Raw genomic sequence first — 21,907 nt, 5'->3', positions numbered from 1 at the left:
AGCACGTTTTTCGACGGGTTTTAGTCGCCGCCGATATGGTTGACGCGGTCAGCGCCTTGCCCGAAGAATCGTCCAGCAGGAGGAGCCGATGGGCCGGCTGACCACACATGTGCTCGATACCGCCGCCGGCCGCCCGGCCGCCGGCATTCGCATCGAGCTCTTCCGGATCGAGGCGGACGGGACACGGACGCCGGTCACCGAGGCCGTGACGAATGGCGACGGGCGGACCGATGCGCCGCTCCTCGCAGCGGCCGACTACCGGCCCGGGCGCTACGAACTCGTATTCCACGTGGGTGCCTATTTCCGGCGCGACGGGCGCGGCGGGACGGATCTGCCTTTCCTTGATGATGTGCCGGTGCGGTGCGGCCTTGCCGAGCCCGACGGCCATTACCACGTGCCTCTGCTCGTTTCTCCCTGGAGCTATGCCACCTACCGCGGCAGCTGATGCAGTCGATCCCCGCGGATCGGGCGGGCCCAAGTTTTTTTGAAGAGGGAGTTGATGTCATGGGATTGTTCAGCTTCATCAAGGAAGCCGGAGAGAAGCTCTTCGGCGCAAGCGAGGCGAAGGCCGCGACGCCCGAAGAACTGAAGAAGGAAGTCGCCAAGCACGGCCTCAAGGTCGACGGGCTCGACATCGCCGTATCCGGCGACACCGTGAAGGTGTCCGGCAAGACCCTGTCGACGGAGGAGGCCGAGAAGGTCATCCTCGCGCTCGGCAACACTGTCGGCGTCGCGGCAGTGGACGATGCGCTCATCGTGGAGCAGGAAGCGCCCAAGGCGACGATGTACACCGTGGTGAAGGGCGACACGCTGTGGAAGATCGCCGAAAGCCATTACGGCAAGGGCAACGGCGCCAAGCACACCGTGATCTTCGAGGCCAACCGGCCGATGCTGACCCATCCCGATAAGATCTATCCGGGCCAGGTATTGCGCATTCCGCCGATCTCGTAACGTCTTGGCACCTGTCTTGCGGCACGGTCGGGAGACAGGTCGCTCCCGTATCACCGCTCTTGTCTTGTCCGCCGGGAGGCGACAATCTCCGCGTCCGCCTCCGAATCTCCGGAGGTGGAAGGGCGCGACGGCGAGGGCAGGACATGACGACGGTGATTGACCTCGATCGCGAGACCGTGGCGGCGGGACTTGCCGACGGCTCGCTCGTGCTCGTCGATGTGCGCGAGCCGCATGAATTTGCCGCCGGGCACATTCCCGGCAGCGTTTCCCTGCCGCTTTCCAGCTTCGATCCCGGCGCTCTTGCCGCCTATGCGGGACGTCGAATCGTGTTTTCCTGCGCGGCGGGTGTGCGCTCCCAGCAGGCCCTGATGCTGAGCCGGGCAGCAGGCCTTGATCTGTCCGAGCACTATCGCGGCGGCTTCAAGGACTGGATCGCGAGCGGCGGTCCAGTCGAAGGCTAGGCTTTCGCACCTTGACGGAGGCCGCCCCGGTTCAGAGGAAAATATCCTCACCGGCGGGAACGCACTATCATCAGCACGATAGCGGTTTTTCGCCCTGAATGGAATCAAGAGCCTCCACGGCCGTTTGCTGCGCGAATGAGGCTGCCGCGCGGCGGAAAGACGGTCTTCGCGCCATCATTTCGGTGTTGCATTGAAGCAACCATGGCAATTCGGTGGCGAATGTTGCATCCGCTGCCCTTGTTATCCCGGGGCGTGCACTCGATATAGGCTCCTGCCAAACGTCCTTGAGCGGTAGCGTCTCTTTCTCCCCTTGCTGAACTGGTGGATTTCCATGCGCGCGATGCGTCCCCTTTTCCTTTCGCTCATCGTCGCTGGGCTGGCGGCATGTTCCGACACCGGCGGGCAGCAGGCCGGGCAGGGCGCTCCACCGCCTCCCCCGGTGACGGTCGCCAAGCCGGTCGTGAAGCAAGTTGTCGAGCGCGACGACTTCACGGGCCGTTTCGCAGCGGTCGACATGGTTGAGGTGCGCTCGCGCGTCTCGGGCTATCTCGAGCGCGTGGACTTCGAGGACGGCGCCAATGTCAAGGCCGGCGACGTGCTCTTCGTCATCGACCGGCGGCAGTACAAGGCCGCGCTCGACCAGGCTCAGGCAACCCTCGTGTCCGCCCAGGCGCGGCTCAACTTCGCCGAGAGCGATCTGGAGCGCGCCGAATCACTGCGCCGCACGGGCAACATCTCCGACCAGTTGCTCGACCAGCGGCGCCAGAACTTTCTCACTGCCAAGGCCGAGCTCGACCGGGCTCAGGCGGCGATGCAGGAGGCGAGCCTCAACTACGAGTTCAGCGAGGTCAAGGCACCGATCTCGGGCCGCATCAGCCGTCGCTTTGTCAGCGTCGGCAATCTCGTCAACGCCAATGACACGCTGCTGACCACCATCGTCAGCCTCGATCCGATCTACTTCTATTTCGACGTCGATGAGCGCTCGTTCCTGGCGTACAACCGTGTTTTCAACCTCGATGCGTCCAACGGCTCGGGCGAGCCGGTCGCGGTCCAGATCGCGCTGACGGACGAGACGAAGCCGGCTCGCGAGGGCAAGCTCGACTTCGTCGACAACCGGCTCGACGAGGCGAGCGGCACCATGCGCCTGCGCGCCATCGTGCCGAATGCGGAGCTGTTCATCACGCCGGGCCTCTTCGGCCGCGTCTCGGTGCCCGGCTCGCCGCCCTATCAGGGCGTGCTCGTGCCCGACGAGGCGATTGCCACCGACCAGGAGCGCCGGCTCGTCTGGGTTGTCGGCGAGGACAACACGGTCAAGGCGCAGCTCGTGCGCCCCGGTCCGCGCATCGACGGCTACCGCCTGATCCGGGAGGGCCTGAAGGGCGACGAGACCATCGTCGTCAACGGCCTTCAGCGCGTGCGTCCCGGCGCGGCGGTCGCGCCCGAGATGACGACGCTGCCGCCGACGCGCTGACGTTCCCTCTTGACGCCGCGGCCGCCGGCACGGCCGCCCGCATTCCCGCTGGAGTTCTCCGCGATGAAGTTCCCGCATTTCTTCGTCGACCGGCCGATTTTTGCCTCCGTGCTGTCGATCGTGACGCTGCTCGTCGGCTTCATCGCCTACGCCAACCTGCCGGTTGCGCAATATCCCGACATCGCCCCGCCGACCATCGTCGTCAGCGCGCAATATCCAGGCGCCGACGCCAAGACAGTCGCCGAGACGGTGGCGACGCCGATCGAGCAGGAGGTCAACGGCGTCGAGGGCATGCTCTACATGTCCTCGTATTCGACGGCCGACGGGACGATGCAGCTCACGATCACCTTCGACATCGGCACCGATCTCGACCAGGCGAACGTGCTCGTGCAGAACCGCGTGTCCGTCGCGCTGCCGCGGCTGCCGGAAGAGGTGCGCCAGCTCGGCGTGACGACGCGCAAGAGCTCGCCGAACTTCCTCATGGTTGTGCACCTCCTGTCGCCGGACAACACCTTCGACGAACTCTATCTCTCGAACTACGCCCTCATCCGGGTGCGTGACCAGCTTCTGCGCCTCGAAGGTGTCGGCGACATTACCGTCTTCGGCGTGCGCGAATATTCGCTGCGCGTCTGGCTCGATCCCAACCGCCTGTCGTCCTACGGCCTGTCGGCGGGCGACATCGTGCAGGCGCTGCGCGAGCAGAACGTGCAGGTCTCGGGCGGCGCGCTCGGCCAGCAGCCGGCGCCGGCGGACCAGGCTTTCCAGATAACGGTACAGACGCAGGGGCGCTTCAGCGACGTACGCCAGTTCCGCGATATCATCGTCAAGGCAGGCGAGGGCGGGCGGCTGGTGCGTCTGCAGGACGTGGCACGGGTGGAGTTCGGCGCCCGCGACTACGTGACGAACTCCTATCTCGACAACAAGCAGGCCGTTGCCATCGGCATCTTCCAGCGCCCGGGCACCAACGCTCTCCAGGCATCGGAAGACGTCATCGCGAAGATGGAGGAGATCAAGAAGGATTTCCCGCCCGGCATCGACTACACGATCGTCTACAACCCGACGGAATATATCGCGGCATCGGTCAAAGAGGTCTACAAGACCCTTTTTGAGGCAGTCCTGCTCGTCATCATCGTTGTCGTCGTCTTCCTGCAATCCTGGCGCACGGCGATCATTCCCATCGTCGCCATTCCGGTATCGCTGGTCGGCACCTTCGCGGTGATGGCGCTGATGGGCTTCTCGCTCAACACGCTGACGCTGTTCGGCCTCGTGCTCGCCATCGGCATCGTGGTCGACGACGCCATCGTCGTGGTCGAGAACGTCGAGCGCAACATCGCCCTCGGCATGTCGCCGCGCGATGCCGCGCACGAGACGATGGATGAGGTGGGCACGGCGCTCGTCTCGATCGCCCTGGTGCTGTCGGCGGTGTTCATCCCGACGGCGTTCATCCCGGGCATTTCCGGGCGGTTCTACCAGCAGTTCGCACTGACCATCGCCGTCTCGACGATCATCTCGGCCTTCAATTCGTTGACGCTGTCGCCGGCCCTGTGCGCGCTCCTCTTGAAGCCCCACGACCCGCACCATCAGCCGCGCTCGCTGCTCGCGCGCATCGGCAATCGGCTCGCGGGCGGTTTCAACCGGGGCTTCGACAAGGCCTCCAACGGCTATGCACGCTCCGTACGCGGGCTTGTCGGGCGCAAGTCGGTGCTCGTCCTGGCGCTTGCCGTCTATGGCGGCCTCGTCGCGGCGACGGCCCATATCACCCAGCGCGTGCCGACGGGCTTCATTCCCGCGCAGGATCAGGGCTATCTCATCGTCGTGCTGCAACTGCCGGACGGCGCGTCCCTGTCGCGCACGGATGCGGTTGCCAAGCGCGCCAGCGAGATCGCCATGCAGGTACCAGGCGTCGCCCATGCGGTCGGCATCGTGGGCCTCAACGGCGCGACCTTCACGACCAACTCGAACTCGGCCGTGATCTTCGCGACGCTGACGCCCTTCGAGGAGCGCCTGCCTCAGGGGCTCAACGCCAATGCCATCGCCGGCCAGCTCATGGGCCAGCTTCAACAGATCCAGGAGGCGTTCACGATCGCCATTCCGCCGCCGCCCGTGCAGGGCCTCGGCAATGCCGGCGGCTTCAAGCTGCAGCTGCAGGACCGCATCGGGCTCGGGATCGAGCAACTGCTCGCGGTGACGCAGGAGGTGATGATCGCGGCCAACCAGAACCCGAACGTGACCCGCGTGTTCACGACTTTCGGGGCCAACACGCCGCAGATCTACCTCGACATCGACCGCACCAAGGCGCGCATGCTCGACGTGCCGCTGGCGAACGTGTTCGAGGCGCTGCAGATCAACCTCGGCTCCGCCTATGCGAACGACTTCAATGCCTTCGGCCGCATCTACCAGGTGCGCGTGCAGGCGGACGAGCGTTTCCGCATCGAGCGGTCGGACATCGAGCGCCTGAAGGTGCGCAGCGCCAACGGCGCGCTCGTGCCGCTCGGTTCGCTGGTACAGATCCGCGACGTCGCGGGGCCCGTGCTGATCCAGCGTTACAATATGTTCACCAGCGTCCCGCTGCAGGGTGACGCGGCGCCGGGCGTGTCGACGGGTGCGGCGCTCGATGCCATGGAGCAGGTGACGAACACCACCGTGCCGCCAGGCGTCGGCTTCGAATGGACGGACCTCGCCTTCCAGGAGAAGGCAACGGGCAACACGGCGATCTTCATCTTCGCGCTCGCCGTCGTCTTCGTGTTCCTGGTGCTGGCCGCCCAGTACGAGAGCTGGGCCCTGCCGCTCGCTATCGTGCTCATCGTGCCGATGAGCGTGCTGGCCGCCATGATCGGCGTGACGCTGCGGGGGATGGACAACAACATCCTGACGCAGATCGGCCTCGTGGTGCTCATCGGCCTTGCGGCGAAGAACGCGATTCTCATCGTCGAGTTCGCCAAGCAGGCGGAGGAGCAGGGCAAGAAGCCCGTGGAGGCGGTGGTCGAGGCGGCGCGCCTGCGTCTGCGGCCCATCCTGATGACGGCCTTCGCCTTCATTCTCGGCGTCGTGCCGCTCGTCATCGCCAGCGGCCCCGGCGCCGAGATGCGCCAGGCACTGGGCACGGCCGTCTTCTCGGGTATGCTGGGGGTGACGTTCTTCGGCCTCTTCCTGACTCCGGTCTTCTACATCGTGCTGCGCTATCTCGTGATCGCGCTGCGCGGCGGCCGCCGGGGCCTCAGGGAAGCCTCGCAGTCGGCGGGGGGCGAGGCCAGCTGACCGAAACGACCGACGAAAGGACCATGCGATGCGTGCGATGAAGTTCGGTGTGGGGCAGGCGGTGCGGCGCGTCGAGGACGCGCGTTTCGTGACGGGGACCGGACGCTACACGTCCGACATCGCTGCCGAAGGCATGGCCCACGCCGTCGTCGTGCGCAGCCCGCACGCCCACGCGCGCTTCGCGATCGAGAACGTGGCCGAGGTGCGCGCCATGCCAGGCGTGCTCGCGGTCTACACGGCTGAGGACGTCGCCCATCTCGGCGACATCCCCTGCCTCGGCCCGGTCAAGAACAGCGACGGCAAGCGCATGGTGCTGCCGCCGAACCCGGTGCTGCCGAAGGACACCGTGCGCCACATCGGCGAGGCCGTGGCCTTCATCGTGGCCGAGACGGAAGCGGCCGGGCGGGATGCGGCGGAAGCGCTCGTCATCGACTGGGAGCCGCTGCCGGTCGCCGTCGGCATGGAGGCCGCGCTCGCCGAGGGCGCGCCGCTGGTCTGGCCCGAGGTGCCGGGCAACGTCGCCTTCGACACGCACCACGGCGACAAGGCGAAGACCGACAAGGCCTTCGCCAAGGCCGACCGCGTCGTCTCGCTGACGCTCGTCAACAACCGCCTCATCGCCAATTATCTCGAAACGCGCGCCTGTCTCGCCGAATATGACGCCGGCAAGAGCCGCTGGACCCTGACGCTCGGCAGCCAGGGCAGCCACGACATCCGCGACATTCTCGCGAGGCACATCTTCAAGGTCGAGCCCGGCAATATCCGCGTCGTCACGCCGGACGTCGGCGGCGGCTTCGGCACCAAGATCTTCATGTATCGCGAATATCCGCTGACGATGTTCGCGGCCGAGCAGCTCGGGCGGCCCGTGCGCTGGGTGGCCGAGCGCTCCGAGCATTTCCTCGGCGACACGCAGGGGCGCGACAACGTCACGACGCTCGAGATGGCGCTCGACCGCCGTGGCCGTTTCCTTGCCATGCGCGTCGACCTCAAGGCCGATCTCGGCGCCTATGCCTCGCAGTTCGGGCCCTATGTGCCGGCGGCCGGGGCGACCATGTCGCCGGGCTGCTACGACATACCGGCGATCGATGTGCGCGTGCGCGGCATCTACACCAATACCGTGCCGGTGGACGCCTATCGCGGGGCCGGCCGTCCCGAGGCCGCCTATGCCATCGAGCGCTTCGTCGACTACATCGCCCACACCATCGGCAAGGCGCCGGATGCGCTGAGAGCGCTCAACTTCATCAAGCCCGAGAAGATGCCCTACAGGACCTCGACCGGCCGGGTCTACGACACCGGCGAGTTCGAGGGGCATCTGCGCCGCGCGCTCGAGGTGGCCGACCATGCCGGCTTCAAGGAGCGGCTCCGCGCCTCGCGCAAGAAGGGGCTGCTGCGCGGCATCGGCATGGCCTCCTATATCGAGGCCTGCGCCGGCGGCGGGCCCGAGGCCGCAGAGGTGCGGATCGAGGAGGGCGGGTCGGCGACAGTGCTGATCGGCACCCAGTCGACGGGGCAGGGGCACCTGACGGCCTATGCCCAGCTCGCTTCGCAGCAGCTCGACCTGCCGATGGACCGGATCCGCGTCCTGCAGGGCGATACGGATGCCATTGCGACCGGGAGCGGCACGGGCGGCTCGCGCTCCATCCCGGTCGGCGGCGCCGCCGTGCAGAAGGCCTCGATCAGCCTTGTCGCGAAGCTCAAGCAACTCGCCTCCGAGGCGCTGGAGGCCGGGCCGGCGGATCTCGAGATCGCCGCCGGCGGCGTGCGCATCGCCGGCACCGACCGCGGCCTCTCCTTCGCCGAGATTGCCACGCTGCCAGGCGCGAGCGCGGACATGCTCAGGGCCCGCGAGGACTGGACACCGCCGGCCGACACCTATCCCAACGGCACCCATGTCGCCGAGGTGGAGGTCGACCCCGAGACAGGCGCGGTCACGATCGTGCGCTACACGGTTGTCGATGATTTCGGCGTCACCCTGAACCCGTTGCTGCTTGCCGGGCAGGTGCATGGCGGCGCCGTTCAGGGCATCGGCCAGGCACTGCACGAACGCGTCATCTATGACGAGGGCGGCCAGCTCGTCACTGCCTCGCTCATGGACTATCGCCTGCCGCGAGCCGACGACCTGCCTTCCTTTACCTTCGAGACGCGCAACGTGCCGTCGACGACGAATGTGATGGGCATGAAGGGGGCTGGCGAGGCAGGCGCCATCGGGGCGACGCCCGCCACGATGAATGCGGTGATCGATGCGCTGCACCGGGCCTACGGCATTGCGCATGTCGACATGCCGGCAACGCCCGACCGCATCTTCGCGGCCATCCGCGAGGCTGAGGCGCGGCGGGCGGCATAAGGCTCCGCGCGGGAGCCACGCGGGGCTTTTGGCCGAAACGGGCGGGGAGAACGCCACCGGTTCACGAGCTCGTCATTGGAACGACGCCAGAGCATGCGCTTTCTATCCGCCGGGTCTGGCGGCGCCGACTGCCGGCGAGTCGTTTGGACGAGGGAGAGAGGACGCATGAAGCTGATCGTTACGGCTGCTGCCGTTGTCGTCATTGGGGCCACGGCCGCGCTGGCGCAGGAAAACGTCATCGGGCAGCGCCAGCAGCTGATGAAGGATGCGGGGGCCGCAACGCGGACGGGCGCCGCCATCGCCAAGGGCGAGGCGCCGTTCGAGCTCGAGAAGGCGCGACAGGTGCTGACGACCTACGTCACGGTCGCGGAAAAGGCGGTGACGCTGTTCCCTGCCGGCAGCGACGTAGGCGAGACGACGGCCGCGCCGGCGGTGTGGCAGGACAATGCGGGCTTCAAGGCGGCCTTCGCCAAGTTCGAGGCGGATGCGCAGCAAGGCCTGTCGTCGACCAGCGACCTCGACAGCTTCAAGGTCGCGTTCGGTACCGTCACGAAGAACTGCGGCGGCTGCCACGAGACCTTCCGCATCAAGAAGAACTGAGGCTGGCATGCGGCGGGCGCTCTCGGCCGTTGTCGGGCTCGCGATCATCGGCGCCGGGGCCTTCTGGGTCGCGACGAGCCCGGCGCTGACCGCCTCCGGGGCCGACGAGGCGCCCGGCGGAGTGCCCGATCTCGCCAATGGCGAGGCTATGTTCTACGCCGGCGGCTGCACCTCCTGCCATGCGACGCCGGGGCAGGACGACAAGCTGCGCCTCGGCGGCGGCCATGCGCTCGAGACGACGTTCGGCACCTTCCATGTGCCGAATATCTCGCCGCATCCGCGCGACGGTATCGGCGCCTGGAGCGAGGCGGACTTCATCCGCGCCATGCGCCAGGGTGTCTCGCCCGACGGCGAGCACTATTACCCGGCCTTCCCCTACACCTCCTATCAGCGCATGGCGGCCGCGGACCTGCGCGACATGTTCGCCTTCATCCGCACGCTGGCGCCCGTGGAGGGTGAGGCGCCGGCGCACGACCTTGCCTTCCCCTACAACATCCGCCGCGGCATCGGGCTGTGGAAGCTCGCCTTCCTCGACGGGGAGGCGTTCCAGCCGGACGCCTCGAAGAGCGCGGCCTGGAACCGTGGAGCCTATCTCGTCGAGGGACCTGGGCATTGCGCCGAGTGCCACAGCCCGCGCAATGTCCTCGGCGGCATCATAGCAGAGGCGCGCTTCGCCGGCGGCCCGTCGCCGGATGGCAAGGGGTCCGCGCCCAATATCACACCGTCGCCCGACGGCATTGGCGGCTGGTCTAAGAGTGAGGTGGTCGAGCTCCTGACGAGCGGCTTCACGCCGGAGTTCGATTCGGTCGGCTCCACCATGGCGCCGGTTGTCGGCAACACGGCCAAGCTGCCGCAGGCCGACCGCGAGGCGATGGCGGAATATCTCCTGTCGCTGCCGCCGCGGCCGAAGGCGACGCAGCAGGCGGGCGCTCTCAGTCCATCACTGCGGCCTTGAGGATACAGACCATCACCGCACGGCCGGGGGCGTTGCCGATGCAGCGCACGGTATGCGGCCGGTCGCAGCGGTAGCGCAGGCTCTCTCCGGTCCTTGCCTGCTGCACGACGCCGCCAACCTCGACCTCAAACTCCCCCTCGAGAACGGACAGGCACTCGACGGAGCCGCGCTGGTGGCTGTCCGAGTCCAGAACGGCGCCAGGCTCCGCCTGGACGTCGTACCACTGCAGCCATTCCACCGTTTTGATCCAACCGATGATGGCGAGCCGCATCTTGCCGTCGTCGGAGACGAGGATGGGCGTGTCGGCGCGGGAGGATTTCTGGATGAAGGGCTCGTCGTCGGCGCTCGACAGGACGCGATCGATGGAGATATCGAGCGCCTGGCTGAGGCGCCAGATGGTGGCGAGCGTCGGGTTGGTCTCGTTGCGCTCGATCTGGCTGATGATCGACTTGGCGACGCCCGACTGCTCGGCGAGCTCCGACAGCGAAAGGTTGTAGGCCTTGCGCAGGCGCTGCACCGTCTTGCCGAGCTGGCCCGAGAGCATCTGGGCGCCAGCTTCCAGAGCCTTGCTGCGATCCTTGCCTTCGACGGCCATGCGACAGGTCCTTGCGTTCCGCTAAAGCGGACGGATGTTTGAAAGGTCGGACGCAATGTGGCCGACCGGAGACGGCGGATCAAGCGCCGACTGCATCCGGCCTTCAATGTGTAGGCGATCAGTGCGTCGCGAGTGCTGCTGCCATGCCGGCGGCAAGCCCGGCCCAGGCACGACCGCCTTCCTGTGCGGCGGCGTAGCTCCGGGCGATCCGTCCGGCGAGCGGGCTCGTCGCAGCGATGTTGGCGAGGATGTCGCCGGCCGCCTCGCGCGCCGCGTCGAGCACCGGCTTGGGGAACAGCGGCGTGCGCACGCCGTGCCGCTCGACGAGCACCTTGAGCGCCTCCCCATTGAGGCGCGCGGCGTCGGCGAGGGCCTCGGCATGTTCGGCGCGGCAGGCGTCACGGACGATAGCGCGCAGATCGTCGGTTAGGTCGTTCCACGCCTTGAGCGAAACGAGGCACTCGCCGGCACCGTTCGGCTTGTTGAAGCCCGGCGCGTAATAGAGCTGCGTGGCCCGGTGCAGCCCGAGCGCGAGGTCGCTCGACGGGGCGAGGAACTCGACCGCATCGATAGCCCCGGTCGACAGGCTGGTCGCGATCTCGCCGGGCGGCAGCGTCACGGGCGTCGCGCCGAGGCGGCGGAAGACCTCGCCGCCGAGGCCCTGGACGCGGATGCGCAGGCCGTTGAGGTCGTCGGGGCTGCCGATCGCCCTGCGGAACCAGCCGCCCATCGAGGGGCCGGTGTTGCCGGCGAGGAACGCGCGCACGCCGGATGGGGCATAGAGCTCGTCCCACAGCGCCTGACCGCCGCCGATCTCGATCCAGGCCAGATGCTCGATCGGCCCGAGACCGAAGGGCACGCTGGTGAAGAAGACGGCAGCCGGCATCTTGCCCTGCCAGTAGAAGGCGGCGGTATGGGCCATCTCCACCACGCCGCCCGCCACGGCGTCGAAGACCTCGAAGGCGGGCACGATCTCGCCGGCGGCGAAGACGTCAATCACGAGGCGTCCGCCGCTGGCGGCGCCGATGCGGTCGGCGAGGCGCTGGGCCGAGACACCGGGGCCGGGCAGGTTGCGCGGCCAGGAGGTGGCCATACGCCAGCGCCAGCGTGTCTCGGCCCGCACGACGGCCGGGACCGACAGGATGCCGGCGGCCGCAAGGCCGCTGCTGGCGAGGAACCGGCGGCGGTTGGTCCGCATGGCGTCGCTGTTGGCCTTGCTCATGTCAGTTTACCCACCACTGGTGGAAGTGGTGGACGGGGCCGTGGCCGGCGCCGATGGCAAGCCGCTCGCTCGCCGCGATGGCCGCGCTGACATAGGCCTTGCCGCCGGCCACCGCTTCTTCGAGCGTCGCGCCACGGGCGAGCTGGGCGGCGATGGCGGAGGAGAGGGTGCAGCCGGTGCCGTGCGTGTTCTTGGTCGCCACGCGCGGTGCCGAGAAGCGGTGCACACCATCGGGCGTGACGAGAAGGTCGGTGCTGTCGGCGCCGTAGCCGTGGCCGCCCTTGACCAGCACGGCCTTCGGGCCGAGCGCCAGGATGCGCTCGCCCACGGCCCGCATCGCCGCCTCGTCGTGCGGCACCGGCATGTCGACGAGCGCGGCCGCCTCGGGCAGGTTGGGCGTGACGAGGAGGGCACGGGGCAGCAGCAGGCTGCGCAGGTTGTCGACGGCGGCCGGCGCCAGCAGTCTGTCGCCGCTCGTCGCCACCATGACGGGATCGACGACGATGCGCGTCGCGCCGTGGCGGTCGAGCCCCTCGGCGACGGCGGCAATGACGTCGGGCTGCGAAAGCATGCCGATCTTCACCGCGCGCACGAAAAGATCGGAGAAGACCGAATCGATCTGCTGCGCCACGAAGGCGGCGGGCACGTCGTGGATCGCCTGCACGCCGAGCGTGTTCTGCGCCGTCAACGCCGTGATCACGCTGGCGCCATAGACGCCGAGCGCCGAGAAGGTCTTGAGATCGGCCTGAATGCCGGCGCCGCCGCTCGAATCGGAGCCGGCGATGGTCACAGCGATCGCTGCCATGGTTCCGTGTTTCCTTCCCTCAGCGTCCGGCGTCGGTCGCGCCGCGAGCCGCAAGCGCCCCGTCGACGATGCCGCGCAGCTTGCGTGCTGCCGCCTCCACGTCCTCTCTCATGAAGAGGGCAGAGATCACGGCTATGCCGTCGGCGCCGGCGCCGATGACGGCGGAGGCGTTGGTCGCATCGATGCCGGCGATCGCGCCGACGGGCAGGCCGGGCCGTGTTCCGCGAGCGCTGTCGACGAGTCGCGCGAGACCGGCGAGGCCGACCGGCGGATCGGGATTGTCCTTGCTCCCGGTGGCGAAGACCCCGCCGATGCAGCCGTAGTCGACCGGCAGGGTGGCGAGCTCCCCGAGGTGAGCCTGCGTCTTCAGCGTGACGCCGATGATGGCCTGCGGACCGAGCAGGCGGCGGGCATCGGCGGCGTCCATGTCGTCCTGGCCGACATGGACGCCGTCCGCACCGGCAGCGAGCGCGACGTCGACCCGGTCGTTGACGAGCAGCGGCACGCCGGTGCCTGCGAGGGCCGCCTTGATGGCGCGGGCGCGGGCGACGAGGTCGCGCGTGCCGGCGTGCTTATCGCGGTACTGGACGAGGGTAGCGCCGCCTGTGGCCGCCGCACGGGCGAGGTCGGCCAGGTTCCGGCCGCGCGTGCGCTCCGGATCGAGGATGGCATAGAGCCTGAGGTCGACCTTCATTGCTCGCACCTCAGCCGGGCGGCGATGGCCGCGTCGTCCAGCGCGTCGAGCGCATCGAGCAGCAGGGGCGGAAAGGTGCCGGGCCCGCCGGCCTTCTCGCCAGCGACCTCGGCGGCGATGCCCATGATGGCAAGCCCGGAGGCCGTGGCGAGAAGCGCGTCGTCGCTCACGGCGAGGCAGGCGGCGACCACAGCGGTGGCCGCGCAGCCCATGGCCGTGACCCGGGCCATCAGCCGGTGGCCGTTGGCGATGAAGATCGAGTGCCGCCCGTCGGTCACGATGTCCGTCGGCCCGGTCAGGGCGACGATGCAGCCGCGCTCGCGGGCAAGGTCGATGGCGCCCTTGCGGTCCGCGGGCCGGCGCGCCAGGGCCTCGAACTCGGCGGCGTTCGCGCGCAGCACCTTCGGCTTGCGGGCGAGAAGCTGCTGGGCGATGGCGAGGCGGCGGGGCGAGGCGTCGACGAACACCGGGTCGAGCAGCCAGGGCAGGGCCGCGTCCTCGGCCGCCGCGATGGCGAGCGGGATGGCGGCGCGGCGCTCCGTGTCGAGCGTGCCAAGGTTGACGAGCAGCGCATCGGCGCGGCGCGTGAAGTCGGCGACCTCGTCGGCGACGATGGTCATGGACGGCACGGCACCGGCCGCGAGCAGCATGTTGGCGGTGAAGTTCTTCGCCACCGCATTGGTGATGGCATGGACGCGGGGCTGCCGCTCGCGCAGCCGCACGAGGATCTCGTGGGCGACGTGGGCGGAGAAATCGCCGGATCGCATGGTCCTGTCCGTCCGCCCGGGCGGGGGCCCGTCGTTTCGCATCTCGCATTCCTCCGCCGGCACGACCCGGTTCAGGTTCGGTGGGTTGACGCATTGCGCCTCTCAGCCCGGCCTTATGGGCACCCCAAGGAGATCAGTGTGGCTTTAAGGCGGCTCGCCGTGCAATGCAAGCGCGGCTCAGGTGGCGCGCGGCGGGGCGGCGGCGTTGGCGCGGCGGCGCTCGAGGCCGAGGCGATGCTCGCGCCAGATGACGAAGAGGCCGGAGCCCATGACGATGGACGAGCCGATGATGACAGCCGGCACCGGCAGCTCGCCGAAGATGAACCAGCCGATGAGGATGGCCCAGATCATGGTGGTGTATTCGAACGGCGCGACCAGCGAGGCATCGGCATAGCGATAGCTCTGCGTCAGCAGGATCTGCCCGAGGCCGCCGAGAATGCCGATGCCGACGAGGATCGAGAACTCTGTGAAGGTCGGCGCATTCCAGCCGAGCACGATGGTGGACAGGCCTAGCAGCGTCGTCAGCATGGAGAAGTAGAAGACGACCGCGCCGGTCTTCTCTGTGCTGATGAGCCGGCGCACCTCCACCGTCGCGCCCGCGGCGCAGCAGGCCCCGACCAGCGCGAAGACGGCACCGATGGCCGCGCCGTCGCCAAAACCGTTGACGAGCACGCTCGACTGGAAATGCGGCGTGAGCATGATGAGCACGCCGACAAAGCCGACGGCGACCGCCGTCCAGCGATAGACCCGCACTGTTTCCTTCAGCACGAGCGCCGCGAGGATGACGACGATCAGCGGTGCCGTGTAGCCGATCGAGATGGCATCGGGCAGGGGCAGGAACGACAAGGCGAAGAAGCCGCAGAACATGCCCGTGGAGCCGATGACGCCGCGGCGGGCGTGGCCGAGGATGTTCTTCGTGCGTACCGCGTCGATCAACTCGCCGCGCCAGCCGAGCCACAGGAGGAGCGGCACCAGCGCGAAAGCGGAGCGGAAGAAGACCAGTTCCCCGGTCGGAAACGCCGTACTGACGAGCTTGATGCCCGCTGACATCAGGGTGAACGAAAGCGCCGAGAGGACTTTAAGGCCAATGCCTAGGAGGGGGTTCACGACACTCTGCCGCCTTGGATACAGGCGTAACCAAACCACGAAACATCGGCTTGCCCAAGGCCCGCCGCGGCAAGCCTGTCATGCGCCGGGGGCACGGGAACGGAGCACGTCATCAAAGTGAGATGTGAATCGGCTCTTTAGGGTCAACGCGATCAGACGGACGGATCTGCCCCCGTGTCCCAAGAAAGCGACGCTGTCCGCGTCCGGACCTTGTTCATCTCGGACGTCCACCTCGGCACCAAGGGGTGCCAGGCGGAGCTGCTGATCGACTTCCTGCGCCACTATGATGCCGACACGGTCTTCCTCGTCGGCGACATCATCGACGGTTGGCGGCTGAAGTCGGGCTGGTACTGGCCGCAGGCCCACAACGACGTGGTGCAGAAGCTGCTGCGCAAGGTGCGCAAGGGGGCGCGCCTCATCTATGTGCCCGGCAACCACGACGAGTTCCTGCGCGACTATGTGGGCAGCAATTTCGGTGGCATCGACATCGTCGAACACGCCATCCACGAGACGGCGGACGGCAAGCGCTATCTCGTCATCCACGGCGATCACTTCGACCTTGTGGTGCGCCACGCCAAGTGGCTCGCGCTTCTTGGGGACTGGGCCTACGGCGCGGCGCTGACGATCAATACCTATCTCAACGTCGTCAGGCGGCGGCTCGGTCTGACCTATTGGTCCTTGTCTGCCTGGGCCAAGCTCAGGGTCAAGAATGCCGTGAACTACATCGGCCGCTTCGAGGAACTGCTCGCCTCGGAAGCGCGGCGGTACGAGGTGGACGGCGTCATCTGCGGTCACATCCACCATGCCGCGATGCACGAGGATTTCGGCGTGAGCTACATCAATACCGGAGACTGGGTGGAATCCTGCACCGCGCTTGTCGAGCATTACGACGGGAGCCTCGAGATCCTCAACTGGGCCGGACGCATGCCGCAGCGCGCTGCCATGGCGGGCGAACCGGTTGCCGACCAGCCCCCACGCGCCGCGAAGGCGGCCAGGGTGGCGGCATGATGCGCGTCGTCATCGCCAGCGACGCCTGGCGTCCGCAGGTCAACGGCGTGGTGCGCTCGCTGGAGAACGTGGCGGCCCATGCCTGTTCGCTCGGCGCGGACGTGCATTTCGTCACGCCCGACGCCTTCAGGACCGTGCCCCTGCCGTCCTACGGCGAAATCCGACTGGCACTCGCCGGCACCCGCCGGATGCGTCGCATGCTCGCCGAACTGAAGCCGGATTTCGTCCATATCGCGACGGAGGGGCCGATCGGGCTCGCCATGCGGCGCGTGTGCCTCGCCGAGGGCCGTGGCTTCACGACAAGCTATCACACACGTTTTCCGGAATATCTGTCGGCGCGCCTGCCGGTGCCCGAGCGCTGGGGCTACGCCGCCCTGCGACGCTTCCACAACGCCGGCGCGGGCGTCATGGTGAGCACGCCGACGCTGGCGCGGGAGCTCGGCGCGCGCGGCTTCGCCAATATCATGCGCTGGTCGCGCGGCGTCGACGCCGACCTGTTTCGCCCCAGGGCGGATGCACGTGGCGCGCTCGGCGTGCCAGCGCCGGTCTTCCTCTATGTCGGCCGCGTCGCAGTGGAAAAGAACCTAGAGGCCTTCCTCAAGCTCGACCTGCCGGGCACGAAGGTGGTGGTGGGCGACGGGCCGGCGCGCGCCCGCCTGCAACAGAGCTTCCCGCAGGCGCGCTTCTTCGGCACGCTGACGGGTGAGACGCTGGCGGAGGTCTATGCCGCGAGCGACGTCTTCGTCTTCCCGAGCCTGACCGACACGTTCGGCATCGTGCTGCTGGAGGCACTGGCCAGCGGGTTGCCTGTCGCCGCTTTCCCCGTCACCGGCCCGCTCGACGTGGTGGGGGGCACCGGCTGCGGGGTCCTCGACATGGACCTGCGCACCGCAGCGCTCGCGGCGCTCGACATCGACCGCAGCCTCTGCCGCGATCTGGCGCTCACCTACAGCTGGCGGGCGAGCGCGGGCCAGTTCTTCGACAACATCGTGCAGGCGAACGCCTCGGCGGGCGGCGTGCCGCTGGCCGCCTGACCACACGCTCAGGTGAAGCGGCGCAGCTTCTCCTGCCAGCTCAGGGCGTCGAAGGCGGCGAGCACGGACGGCTCGAAGCGCGGCTCGTCGCTCTTCTGCGCCGTCTCCTGCCGCTGCGGAACGGGCTGTGGCGCCTCGTCCCGGGCAAGCGCCGCGCTGCCGCGGCGCGTGTTGCCGGGATCGACGAAGACGACATTGCCGGCATAGCGCCGCACCCGTGCGGGCTGCACCTCTCCCGGGCTCGGCGCGGTCCGCGCGACCGGCGGTTCGTCTGACGGCGACGCCTCCTGCGCTGGTTGAGCCGGATGGCTCGCGGCATCGTCCGGGCGTGATGTTTGCGAGGTCGTTTCCGGCGCAGCGGACATGCGGGCGGGTGCGTCGGTGCGTCGGCGGCGCAGGCCGTTGTCGCTGCCACCGGGCAGGCTCACGACGACGTCGGGCTTGTCGCGTCCGGCGCGGGGCGCTTCCTCGCGCGGGGCGAGGCCGCGCAGGCGCTGCTCGACACTGGCGAGGAGCGCGAGCGCCTGGCCGAGGCGGCGCACGGTGATGTCCTGCATCAGGCCGAGGGTGTGCAGGTCGCCGGCATGCTTCTCCAGCGCGGTGCACAGCGTCTCCTCGGCGCCACGCTCGCGCAGCGCCCAGGCAAGGTCCTGGATCTGCTCGGTGGCGTTCGCCATGCCGTCGGCGGCGGCGCGGGCGGTGCGAAGCACGGGATCGGTGCTCTCGTCCGCCTCAGGCACGGGATCGTCCCGCCGCGTGGCTGCGATCGCGGCCTGCCCGGTCGCGACGAGCGCCGCGATATCCGCGATCTCGGATTCGAGATAGACGAGCCGGGGCGAGCGCCCGGGAATGGCGCCTTGCATCTTCTCGATCGCCCGCAGCACGGAAAGCGTGTCGCTGTTGCGGTTGCGGCGCGCGAACTCGTTGAGGAACCAGCGCCCGCGCTCGCTCTCCATCACCGCGGCCTCGATGGCCTCGTAGCTTGCATCGTCGAGCGGCTTGTCGCTTTCGGTCATGCGGCCCGTCCGTACTCGTTTCACTCACACGCAGCGCCGCCGCTCAGCACAGCGACGACAGGCGACAGGCTAGTGCAAGCATCTGAACGATCCCTTACGGCTCGATTGCGGCCGATGCCGCGATTCGCCGTTCGACGCGCCGGATGCCGGCGCGGGGAGCCTTCCGATGGATGGCCTCGTTCGCCTGTGTCTGCTCAATGCCGTCATCTTCGTCGGCACCGGCCTCTATCTGCCGTTCTTCCCCGTCTGGCTCGAAAGCCGCGGGCTCGATGCGGCGGCCATCGGTCTCGTCCTCGCCATCCCGATGGTGGTGCGCATCCTCGCGACGCCCTTCATCACCGCGCTGGCCGACCGGCACCTGTCGGCCGGCGTGCTGCTCGCCATTGTAAACGCAGGCCTTCTCGCTGCCTATGTCCTGCTGGCACAGACCGGGGGGCTGGCCAGCATCATGACCGTGATGGTCTTCGTCGGCTTGTGCATGGCGCCGCTCATCCCGCTGACCGATGTCACGACCACGGCCTATCTGCACGGGCGGCCGCGGCTGAGCTACGGCGGCATCCGGCTCTGGGGCTCGGTCGCTTTCCTCGTCACCAATCTCGCCGGCGGAGTCCTGCTGACGGTCCTGAAGGCGGATGCCTTCGTCTGGCTGCTGGCGACGGTGGCGGGCCTCGGGGCCGTGGCGGCGCTCGCCGCGCCGAGTGGCGGGCAAGAGCTGCCGGTCGGCGCGCCCAGCGTCGCCCATGCACCGCGTCGGCAGCGCGGGGCGCTGTTGGCGCTCGTCATGGCCGCAGCCAGCGTGCAGGCGAGCCACGCCATGATCTACGCCTTCGGCACCCTGCACTGGCGCGGGCAGGGGCTTTCGGGCAATGCCATCGGCCTGTTGTGGTCGCTTGGCGTCCTCGCCGAGATTGCTCTCTTCGCGCGCCTGGGGCCGCTCATCGGCACAGTGGGGCGGGGGCTCGCCTGGGTCGCTCTCGGCGGCGGGGCAGCGCTCGCCCGCTTCGCGCTGATGGGGCTCGATCCCGGATTCGCCGGGACGCTGGTGCTGCAGCTTCTGCACGGCCTCAGCTTCGGCGCCACGCATCTCGGCACCATCGCCGCCATCACCGGGCTCGCGCCGCGCGGCGCGCGGGCGCGCTGGCAGGGCATCCTGACGGCCTGCAACGCCGGCGCCATGGCCGCGGCGACCATGGCGAGCGGTCCGCTCTATGGGGCCTCCGGCGCGGGCGGCTATTTTGCCATGGCGGGGCTCGGCGCGCTCGGCATGCTTCTCGCCTTCCTCGCCGCGCGGCGGGTTTCTCAGCCCCAGAGCAGGCAGGAGGGCGGCGAAACCGTGCTGCCGTCATAGACGAGGCCGTGCGGTCGGTCGCGCGCCAGCAGCAGCGGCCCGTCGAGATCGACGAAGCGGGCGCGCGGCGTCAGCAGCATCGCCGGCGCCATGGCGAGCGACGTGCCCACCATGCAGCCGACCATGATCGCGAAGCCCTGAGCCTCGGCCTCGGCGGCGAGCCTGAGGGCCTCGGTCAAACCGCCCGTCTTGTCGAGCTTGATGTTGACCGCGTCATAGAGCGGCCTGAGCCTCGGCAGGTCCGCCCGAGTGTGTAGGCTCTCGTCGGCGCAGACCGGTATGGAACGGCCGATATCGGCCAGCACGGCGTCCTCGCCCGCCGGTAGCGGCTGCTCGACGAGGGCGACGCCGTTGTCGGCCGATGCCTGCAGCAGGTCCGCCAGAACGTCAGGTCGCCAGCCCTCGTTGGCGTCGACGATGAGCGTCGCATCGGGCGCGGCGGCGCGCACGGCCTCGAGACGCCGGATGTCGCCCTCCGGCTTGCCGAGCTTGATCTTGAGGATGGTGCGCTCTCGCGCCGCACGCGCCGCCTCGGCCATCGCCACCGGCTCGGCGAGGCTGATGGTATAGGCCGTGGTCGCCTTGCCGAGGCGGTCGATGCCGGCGAGGACGTGGGCCGGCAGGCCGGCGCGCTTGGCCTCGAGATCCCACAGGGCGCAGTCGAGCGCGTTGCGGGCGGCGCCTGCCGGCATCGCCTCCTGCAGGGCTTCGCGATCGAGACCGGCGGCGATCGCCGGGGCAAGCGCCTCGATGGCGGCGGCGACGCCCTCGACGGTCTCGCCATAGCGGGCATAGGGGACGCATTCGCCGCGCCCGGTGCGACCTGCCTCGGTGATGGTGGCGGTGACGACGACCGCCTCCGTACGGCTGCCGCGGGCGATGGAGAAGACGCCGGCGATGGGAAAGCGCTCGATCGTGACGGAGAGCTTGCGGTCGGTCGTGGACATCTCTTGTTCCCGGCAAGGACACGGCGGGGTTGCGATAAAGCCACAACCGCCAGCGCAAGGCACGCACAATGGCCGGCGGGCAGGAATTCCGCGGTGCATTTGTCGACAGTCACGGTTCCGGCGCGTTATCACGGTGCCTGGATTCGACGGGGAGCGCACCCTGGGCGAGGCATGGCGGGCATCGAGGCGATGAATTCAGGACCGGCGATCGCCGTCGACGAGCGCGGCGGTGATATGCGCTTCGTCGTGTCCGGGCGCTGGACGGCGCCCCATGCCGCCGAGGTGGAGCGGCTCGCCGCCATGCTTCTGGAGGAAGCCCGCGGCGGCGGCAGCGTACGCATCGACATTTCGGAGATCGGGCGGCTCGACACGCTGGGCGCTTGGGTGCTCGATCGGACGCGGCACGAACTGGGCGACCGGGGCCAGCGCGCCGATTTCGTCGGTGCCCGCCCGGAGCATCAAACGCTGCTCGACGAGATCGCCTATCGCGGCTTCCAGGAGCCGAGCCGCGCGAAGAACTTGCACATCGTCGACTTTCTCGTCGACGTCGGCCGCACGGTCGTCGAGGTGGGCAAGGACTTCGTGCGCGGCGTCAGCTTCCTCGGCGAGGTTGTCGCGGCGCTGGTCGTCGTGCTCTTCAATCCCCGCCGCTTCCGCTTTCCCGCGCTCGTTCACCAGTTGGAACACATCGCCTTCCGCGGCGTGCCCATCATCGCGCTCATCTCCTTCCTCGTCGGGGCCATCGTGGCGCAGCAGGGCATCTTCCAGCTGCAGCGCTTCGGGGCGACGCCCTTCGTGGTTGATCTCGTCGGCATCCTTATCCTGCGCGAACTGGCGGTACTCCTTACATCGATCATGATCGCCGGCCGCTCGGGCAGCGCCTTCACGGCCGAGATCGGCTCGATGAAGATGCGTGAGGAGGTGGATGCGCTGCGCGTGATGGGGCTCGACCCGGTGCAGGTGCTGATCGTGCCGCGCGTGCTGGCGCTCATCATCGGGCTGCCACTGCTGACCTTCCTGTCGATGATGTCGGCGCTGCTCGGCGGCGGTCTCGTGGCCTGGGTCTACGGCGGCATCAGCCCCGAGATCTTCCTCGCCCGCCTGCAGGGGGCGATTGTGCTTTCCACCTTCCTCGTCGGCCTCATCAAGGCGCCTTTCATGGCGCTCGTCATCGGCCTCATTGCCTCGCTCGAGGGGCTCGCCGTGCAGGGCTCGGCGGAGTCGCTCGGCCGGCAGGTGACGTCATCGGTGGTAAAGTCCATCTTCATGGTGATCGTGGTCGACGGTCTCTTCGCCATGTTCTTCGCGGCCATCGATTACTGAC

Annotated in this window: 20 protein-coding genes and 1 riboswitch; of the genes, 12 read left to right on the top strand and 8 right to left on the bottom strand. The window is 68.5% G+C overall.

Going from position 1 to position 21,907, the window contains the following annotated elements; all coding sequences use genetic code 11:
• The first annotated feature begins 88 nt into the window (after positions 1 to 88).
• The 8 genes from uraH to ASC46_RS00715 all read left to right on the top strand — a co-directional run bounded on the left by uraH (position 89) and on the right by ASC46_RS00715 (position 10,040).
• Complete coding sequence (gene uraH / locus ASC46_RS00750) at positions 89 to 445, top strand: hydroxyisourate hydrolase (RefSeq protein WP_055457393.1); 357 nt, start codon at positions 89 to 91, stop codon at positions 443 to 445.
• Between the two features lie 59 nt (positions 446 to 504).
• Complete coding sequence (lysM, locus tag ASC46_RS00745; RefSeq protein ID WP_055457392.1) at positions 505 to 951, top strand: peptidoglycan-binding protein LysM; 447 nt, start codon at positions 505 to 507, stop codon at positions 949 to 951.
• A gap of 143 nt (positions 952 to 1,094) precedes the next feature.
• Positions 1,095 to 1,412, top strand: coding sequence for a rhodanese-like domain-containing protein (locus ASC46_RS00740; RefSeq protein ID WP_055457391.1), 318 nt, complete (start codon positions 1,095 to 1,097; stop codon positions 1,410 to 1,412).
• A 331-nt stretch (positions 1,413 to 1,743) separates the two neighbouring features.
• On the top strand, positions 1,744 to 2,883 hold the full coding sequence (locus ASC46_RS00735) for an efflux RND transporter periplasmic adaptor subunit (protein WP_210165955.1): 1,140 nt from the start codon (positions 1,744 to 1,746) through the stop codon (positions 2,881 to 2,883).
• A gap of 63 nt (positions 2,884 to 2,946) precedes the next feature.
• Positions 2,947 to 6,141 carry an efflux RND transporter permease subunit gene (locus ASC46_RS00730; RefSeq protein ID WP_055457881.1) on the top strand — a complete coding sequence of 1,065 codons (3,195 nt, stop codon included), beginning with the start codon at positions 2,947 to 2,949 and terminating at the stop codon, positions 6,139 to 6,141.
• A 28-nt stretch (positions 6,142 to 6,169) separates the two neighbouring features.
• On the top strand, positions 6,170 to 8,485 hold the full coding sequence (locus ASC46_RS00725) for a xanthine dehydrogenase family protein molybdopterin-binding subunit (protein ID WP_055457389.1): 2,316 nt from the start codon (positions 6,170 to 6,172) through the stop codon (positions 8,483 to 8,485).
• Between the two features lie 165 nt (positions 8,486 to 8,650).
• Complete coding sequence (locus tag ASC46_RS00720) at positions 8,651 to 9,085, top strand: c-type cytochrome (RefSeq protein ID WP_055457388.1); 435 nt, start codon at positions 8,651 to 8,653, stop codon at positions 9,083 to 9,085.
• A gap of 7 nt (positions 9,086 to 9,092) precedes the next feature.
• Complete coding sequence (locus ASC46_RS00715) at positions 9,093 to 10,040, top strand: c-type cytochrome (RefSeq protein WP_055457387.1); 948 nt, start codon at positions 9,093 to 9,095, stop codon at positions 10,038 to 10,040.
• Here ASC46_RS00715 and ASC46_RS00710 read toward each other — a convergent pair.
• The 6 genes from ASC46_RS00710 to ASC46_RS00685 form a co-directional block, all read right to left on the bottom strand.
• Positions 10,018 to 10,635, bottom strand: coding sequence for a helix-turn-helix domain-containing protein (locus tag ASC46_RS00710; RefSeq protein WP_055457386.1), 618 nt, complete (start codon positions 10,633 to 10,635; stop codon positions 10,018 to 10,020). The two genes, ASC46_RS00715 and ASC46_RS00710, sit on opposite strands and share 23 nt — an antisense overlap.
• 118 nt (positions 10,636 to 10,753) lie before the next feature.
• Positions 10,754 to 11,857 (bottom strand): TRAP transporter substrate-binding protein, encoded by a 1,104-nt coding sequence (locus ASC46_RS00705; RefSeq protein WP_055457385.1) that lies wholly within the window; start codon positions 11,855 to 11,857, stop codon positions 10,754 to 10,756.
• Position 11,858: 1 nt separating this feature from the next.
• Positions 11,859 to 12,662, bottom strand: coding sequence for a bifunctional hydroxymethylpyrimidine kinase/phosphomethylpyrimidine kinase (thiD, locus tag ASC46_RS00700; RefSeq protein WP_055457384.1), 804 nt, complete (start codon positions 12,660 to 12,662; stop codon positions 11,859 to 11,861).
• 19 nt (positions 12,663 to 12,681) lie between these two features.
• Positions 12,682 to 13,356 (bottom strand): thiamine phosphate synthase, encoded by a 675-nt coding sequence (thiE, locus tag ASC46_RS00695; RefSeq protein WP_055457383.1) that lies wholly within the window; start codon positions 13,354 to 13,356, stop codon positions 12,682 to 12,684.
• Positions 13,353 to 14,123 carry a hydroxyethylthiazole kinase gene (thiM, locus tag ASC46_RS00690; protein ID WP_055457880.1) on the bottom strand — a complete coding sequence of 257 codons (771 nt, stop codon included), beginning with the start codon at positions 14,121 to 14,123 and terminating at the stop codon, positions 13,353 to 13,355. Before thiM ends, thiE begins: the two co-directional genes overlap by 4 nt.
• A 30-nt stretch (positions 14,124 to 14,153) precedes the next feature.
• Positions 14,154 to 14,260, bottom strand: a riboswitch (TPP riboswitch).
• A 40-nt stretch (positions 14,261 to 14,300) separates the two neighbouring features.
• Positions 14,301 to 15,230 carry a DMT family transporter gene (locus ASC46_RS00685; protein WP_055457382.1) on the bottom strand — a complete coding sequence of 310 codons (930 nt, stop codon included), beginning with the start codon at positions 15,228 to 15,230 and terminating at the stop codon, positions 14,301 to 14,303.
• 174 nt (positions 15,231 to 15,404) lie between these two features.
• Here ASC46_RS00685 and ASC46_RS00680 point away from each other — a divergent pair, with 174 nt between their 5' ends.
• Positions 15,405 to 16,238 (top strand): UDP-2,3-diacylglucosamine diphosphatase, encoded by an 834-nt coding sequence (locus ASC46_RS00680; RefSeq protein ID WP_055457381.1) that lies wholly within the window; start codon positions 15,405 to 15,407, stop codon positions 16,236 to 16,238.
• Entirely contained in the window at positions 16,238 to 17,272 is a 1,035-nt protein-coding gene (locus tag ASC46_RS00675; protein WP_055457879.1) for a glycosyltransferase family 4 protein, read from the top strand. Before ASC46_RS00680 ends, ASC46_RS00675 begins: the two co-directional genes overlap by 1 nt.
• A gap of 8 nt (positions 17,273 to 17,280) precedes the next feature.
• On the opposite strand, the gene ASC46_RS00670 is transcribed toward ASC46_RS00675, so the two are convergent.
• Positions 17,281 to 18,288: a hypothetical protein gene (locus tag ASC46_RS00670; protein ID WP_055457380.1), complete on the bottom strand. Its 1,008-nt coding sequence runs from the start codon at positions 18,286 to 18,288 to the stop codon at positions 17,281 to 17,283.
• A gap of 166 nt (positions 18,289 to 18,454) precedes the next feature.
• On the opposite strand from ASC46_RS00670, the gene ASC46_RS00665 reads away from it, so the two are divergent.
• The gene (locus ASC46_RS00665; protein ID WP_055457379.1) at positions 18,455 to 19,636 is read left to right on the top strand and encodes an MFS transporter; all 1,182 of its coding nucleotides are present in this window, start codon (positions 18,455 to 18,457) and stop codon (positions 19,634 to 19,636) included.
• On the opposite strand, the gene dgcA is transcribed toward ASC46_RS00665, so the two are convergent.
• Entirely contained in the window at positions 19,588 to 20,583 is a 996-nt protein-coding gene (gene dgcA / locus ASC46_RS00660) for an N-acetyl-D-Glu racemase DgcA (protein WP_055457378.1), read from the bottom strand. The genes ASC46_RS00665 and dgcA overlap by 49 nt on opposite strands.
• A 171-nt stretch (positions 20,584 to 20,754) precedes the next feature.
• Here dgcA and ASC46_RS00655 point away from each other — a divergent pair, with 171 nt between their 5' ends.
• Positions 20,755 to 21,906 carry an ABC transporter permease gene (locus tag ASC46_RS00655; RefSeq protein WP_082464649.1) on the top strand — a complete coding sequence of 384 codons (1,152 nt, stop codon included), beginning with the start codon at positions 20,755 to 20,757 and terminating at the stop codon, positions 21,904 to 21,906.
• Position 21,907: the final 1 nt, after the last annotated feature.

The organism is Chelatococcus sambhunathii (genome assembly GCF_001418005.1).
GTDB classification, from domain to species: Bacteria; Pseudomonadota; Alphaproteobacteria; order Rhizobiales; family Beijerinckiaceae; genus Chelatococcus_A; species Chelatococcus_A sambhunathii.
Note: the sequence above shows the minus strand (reverse complement) of the source record. Positions and strands in the feature narration are given on the sequence as shown.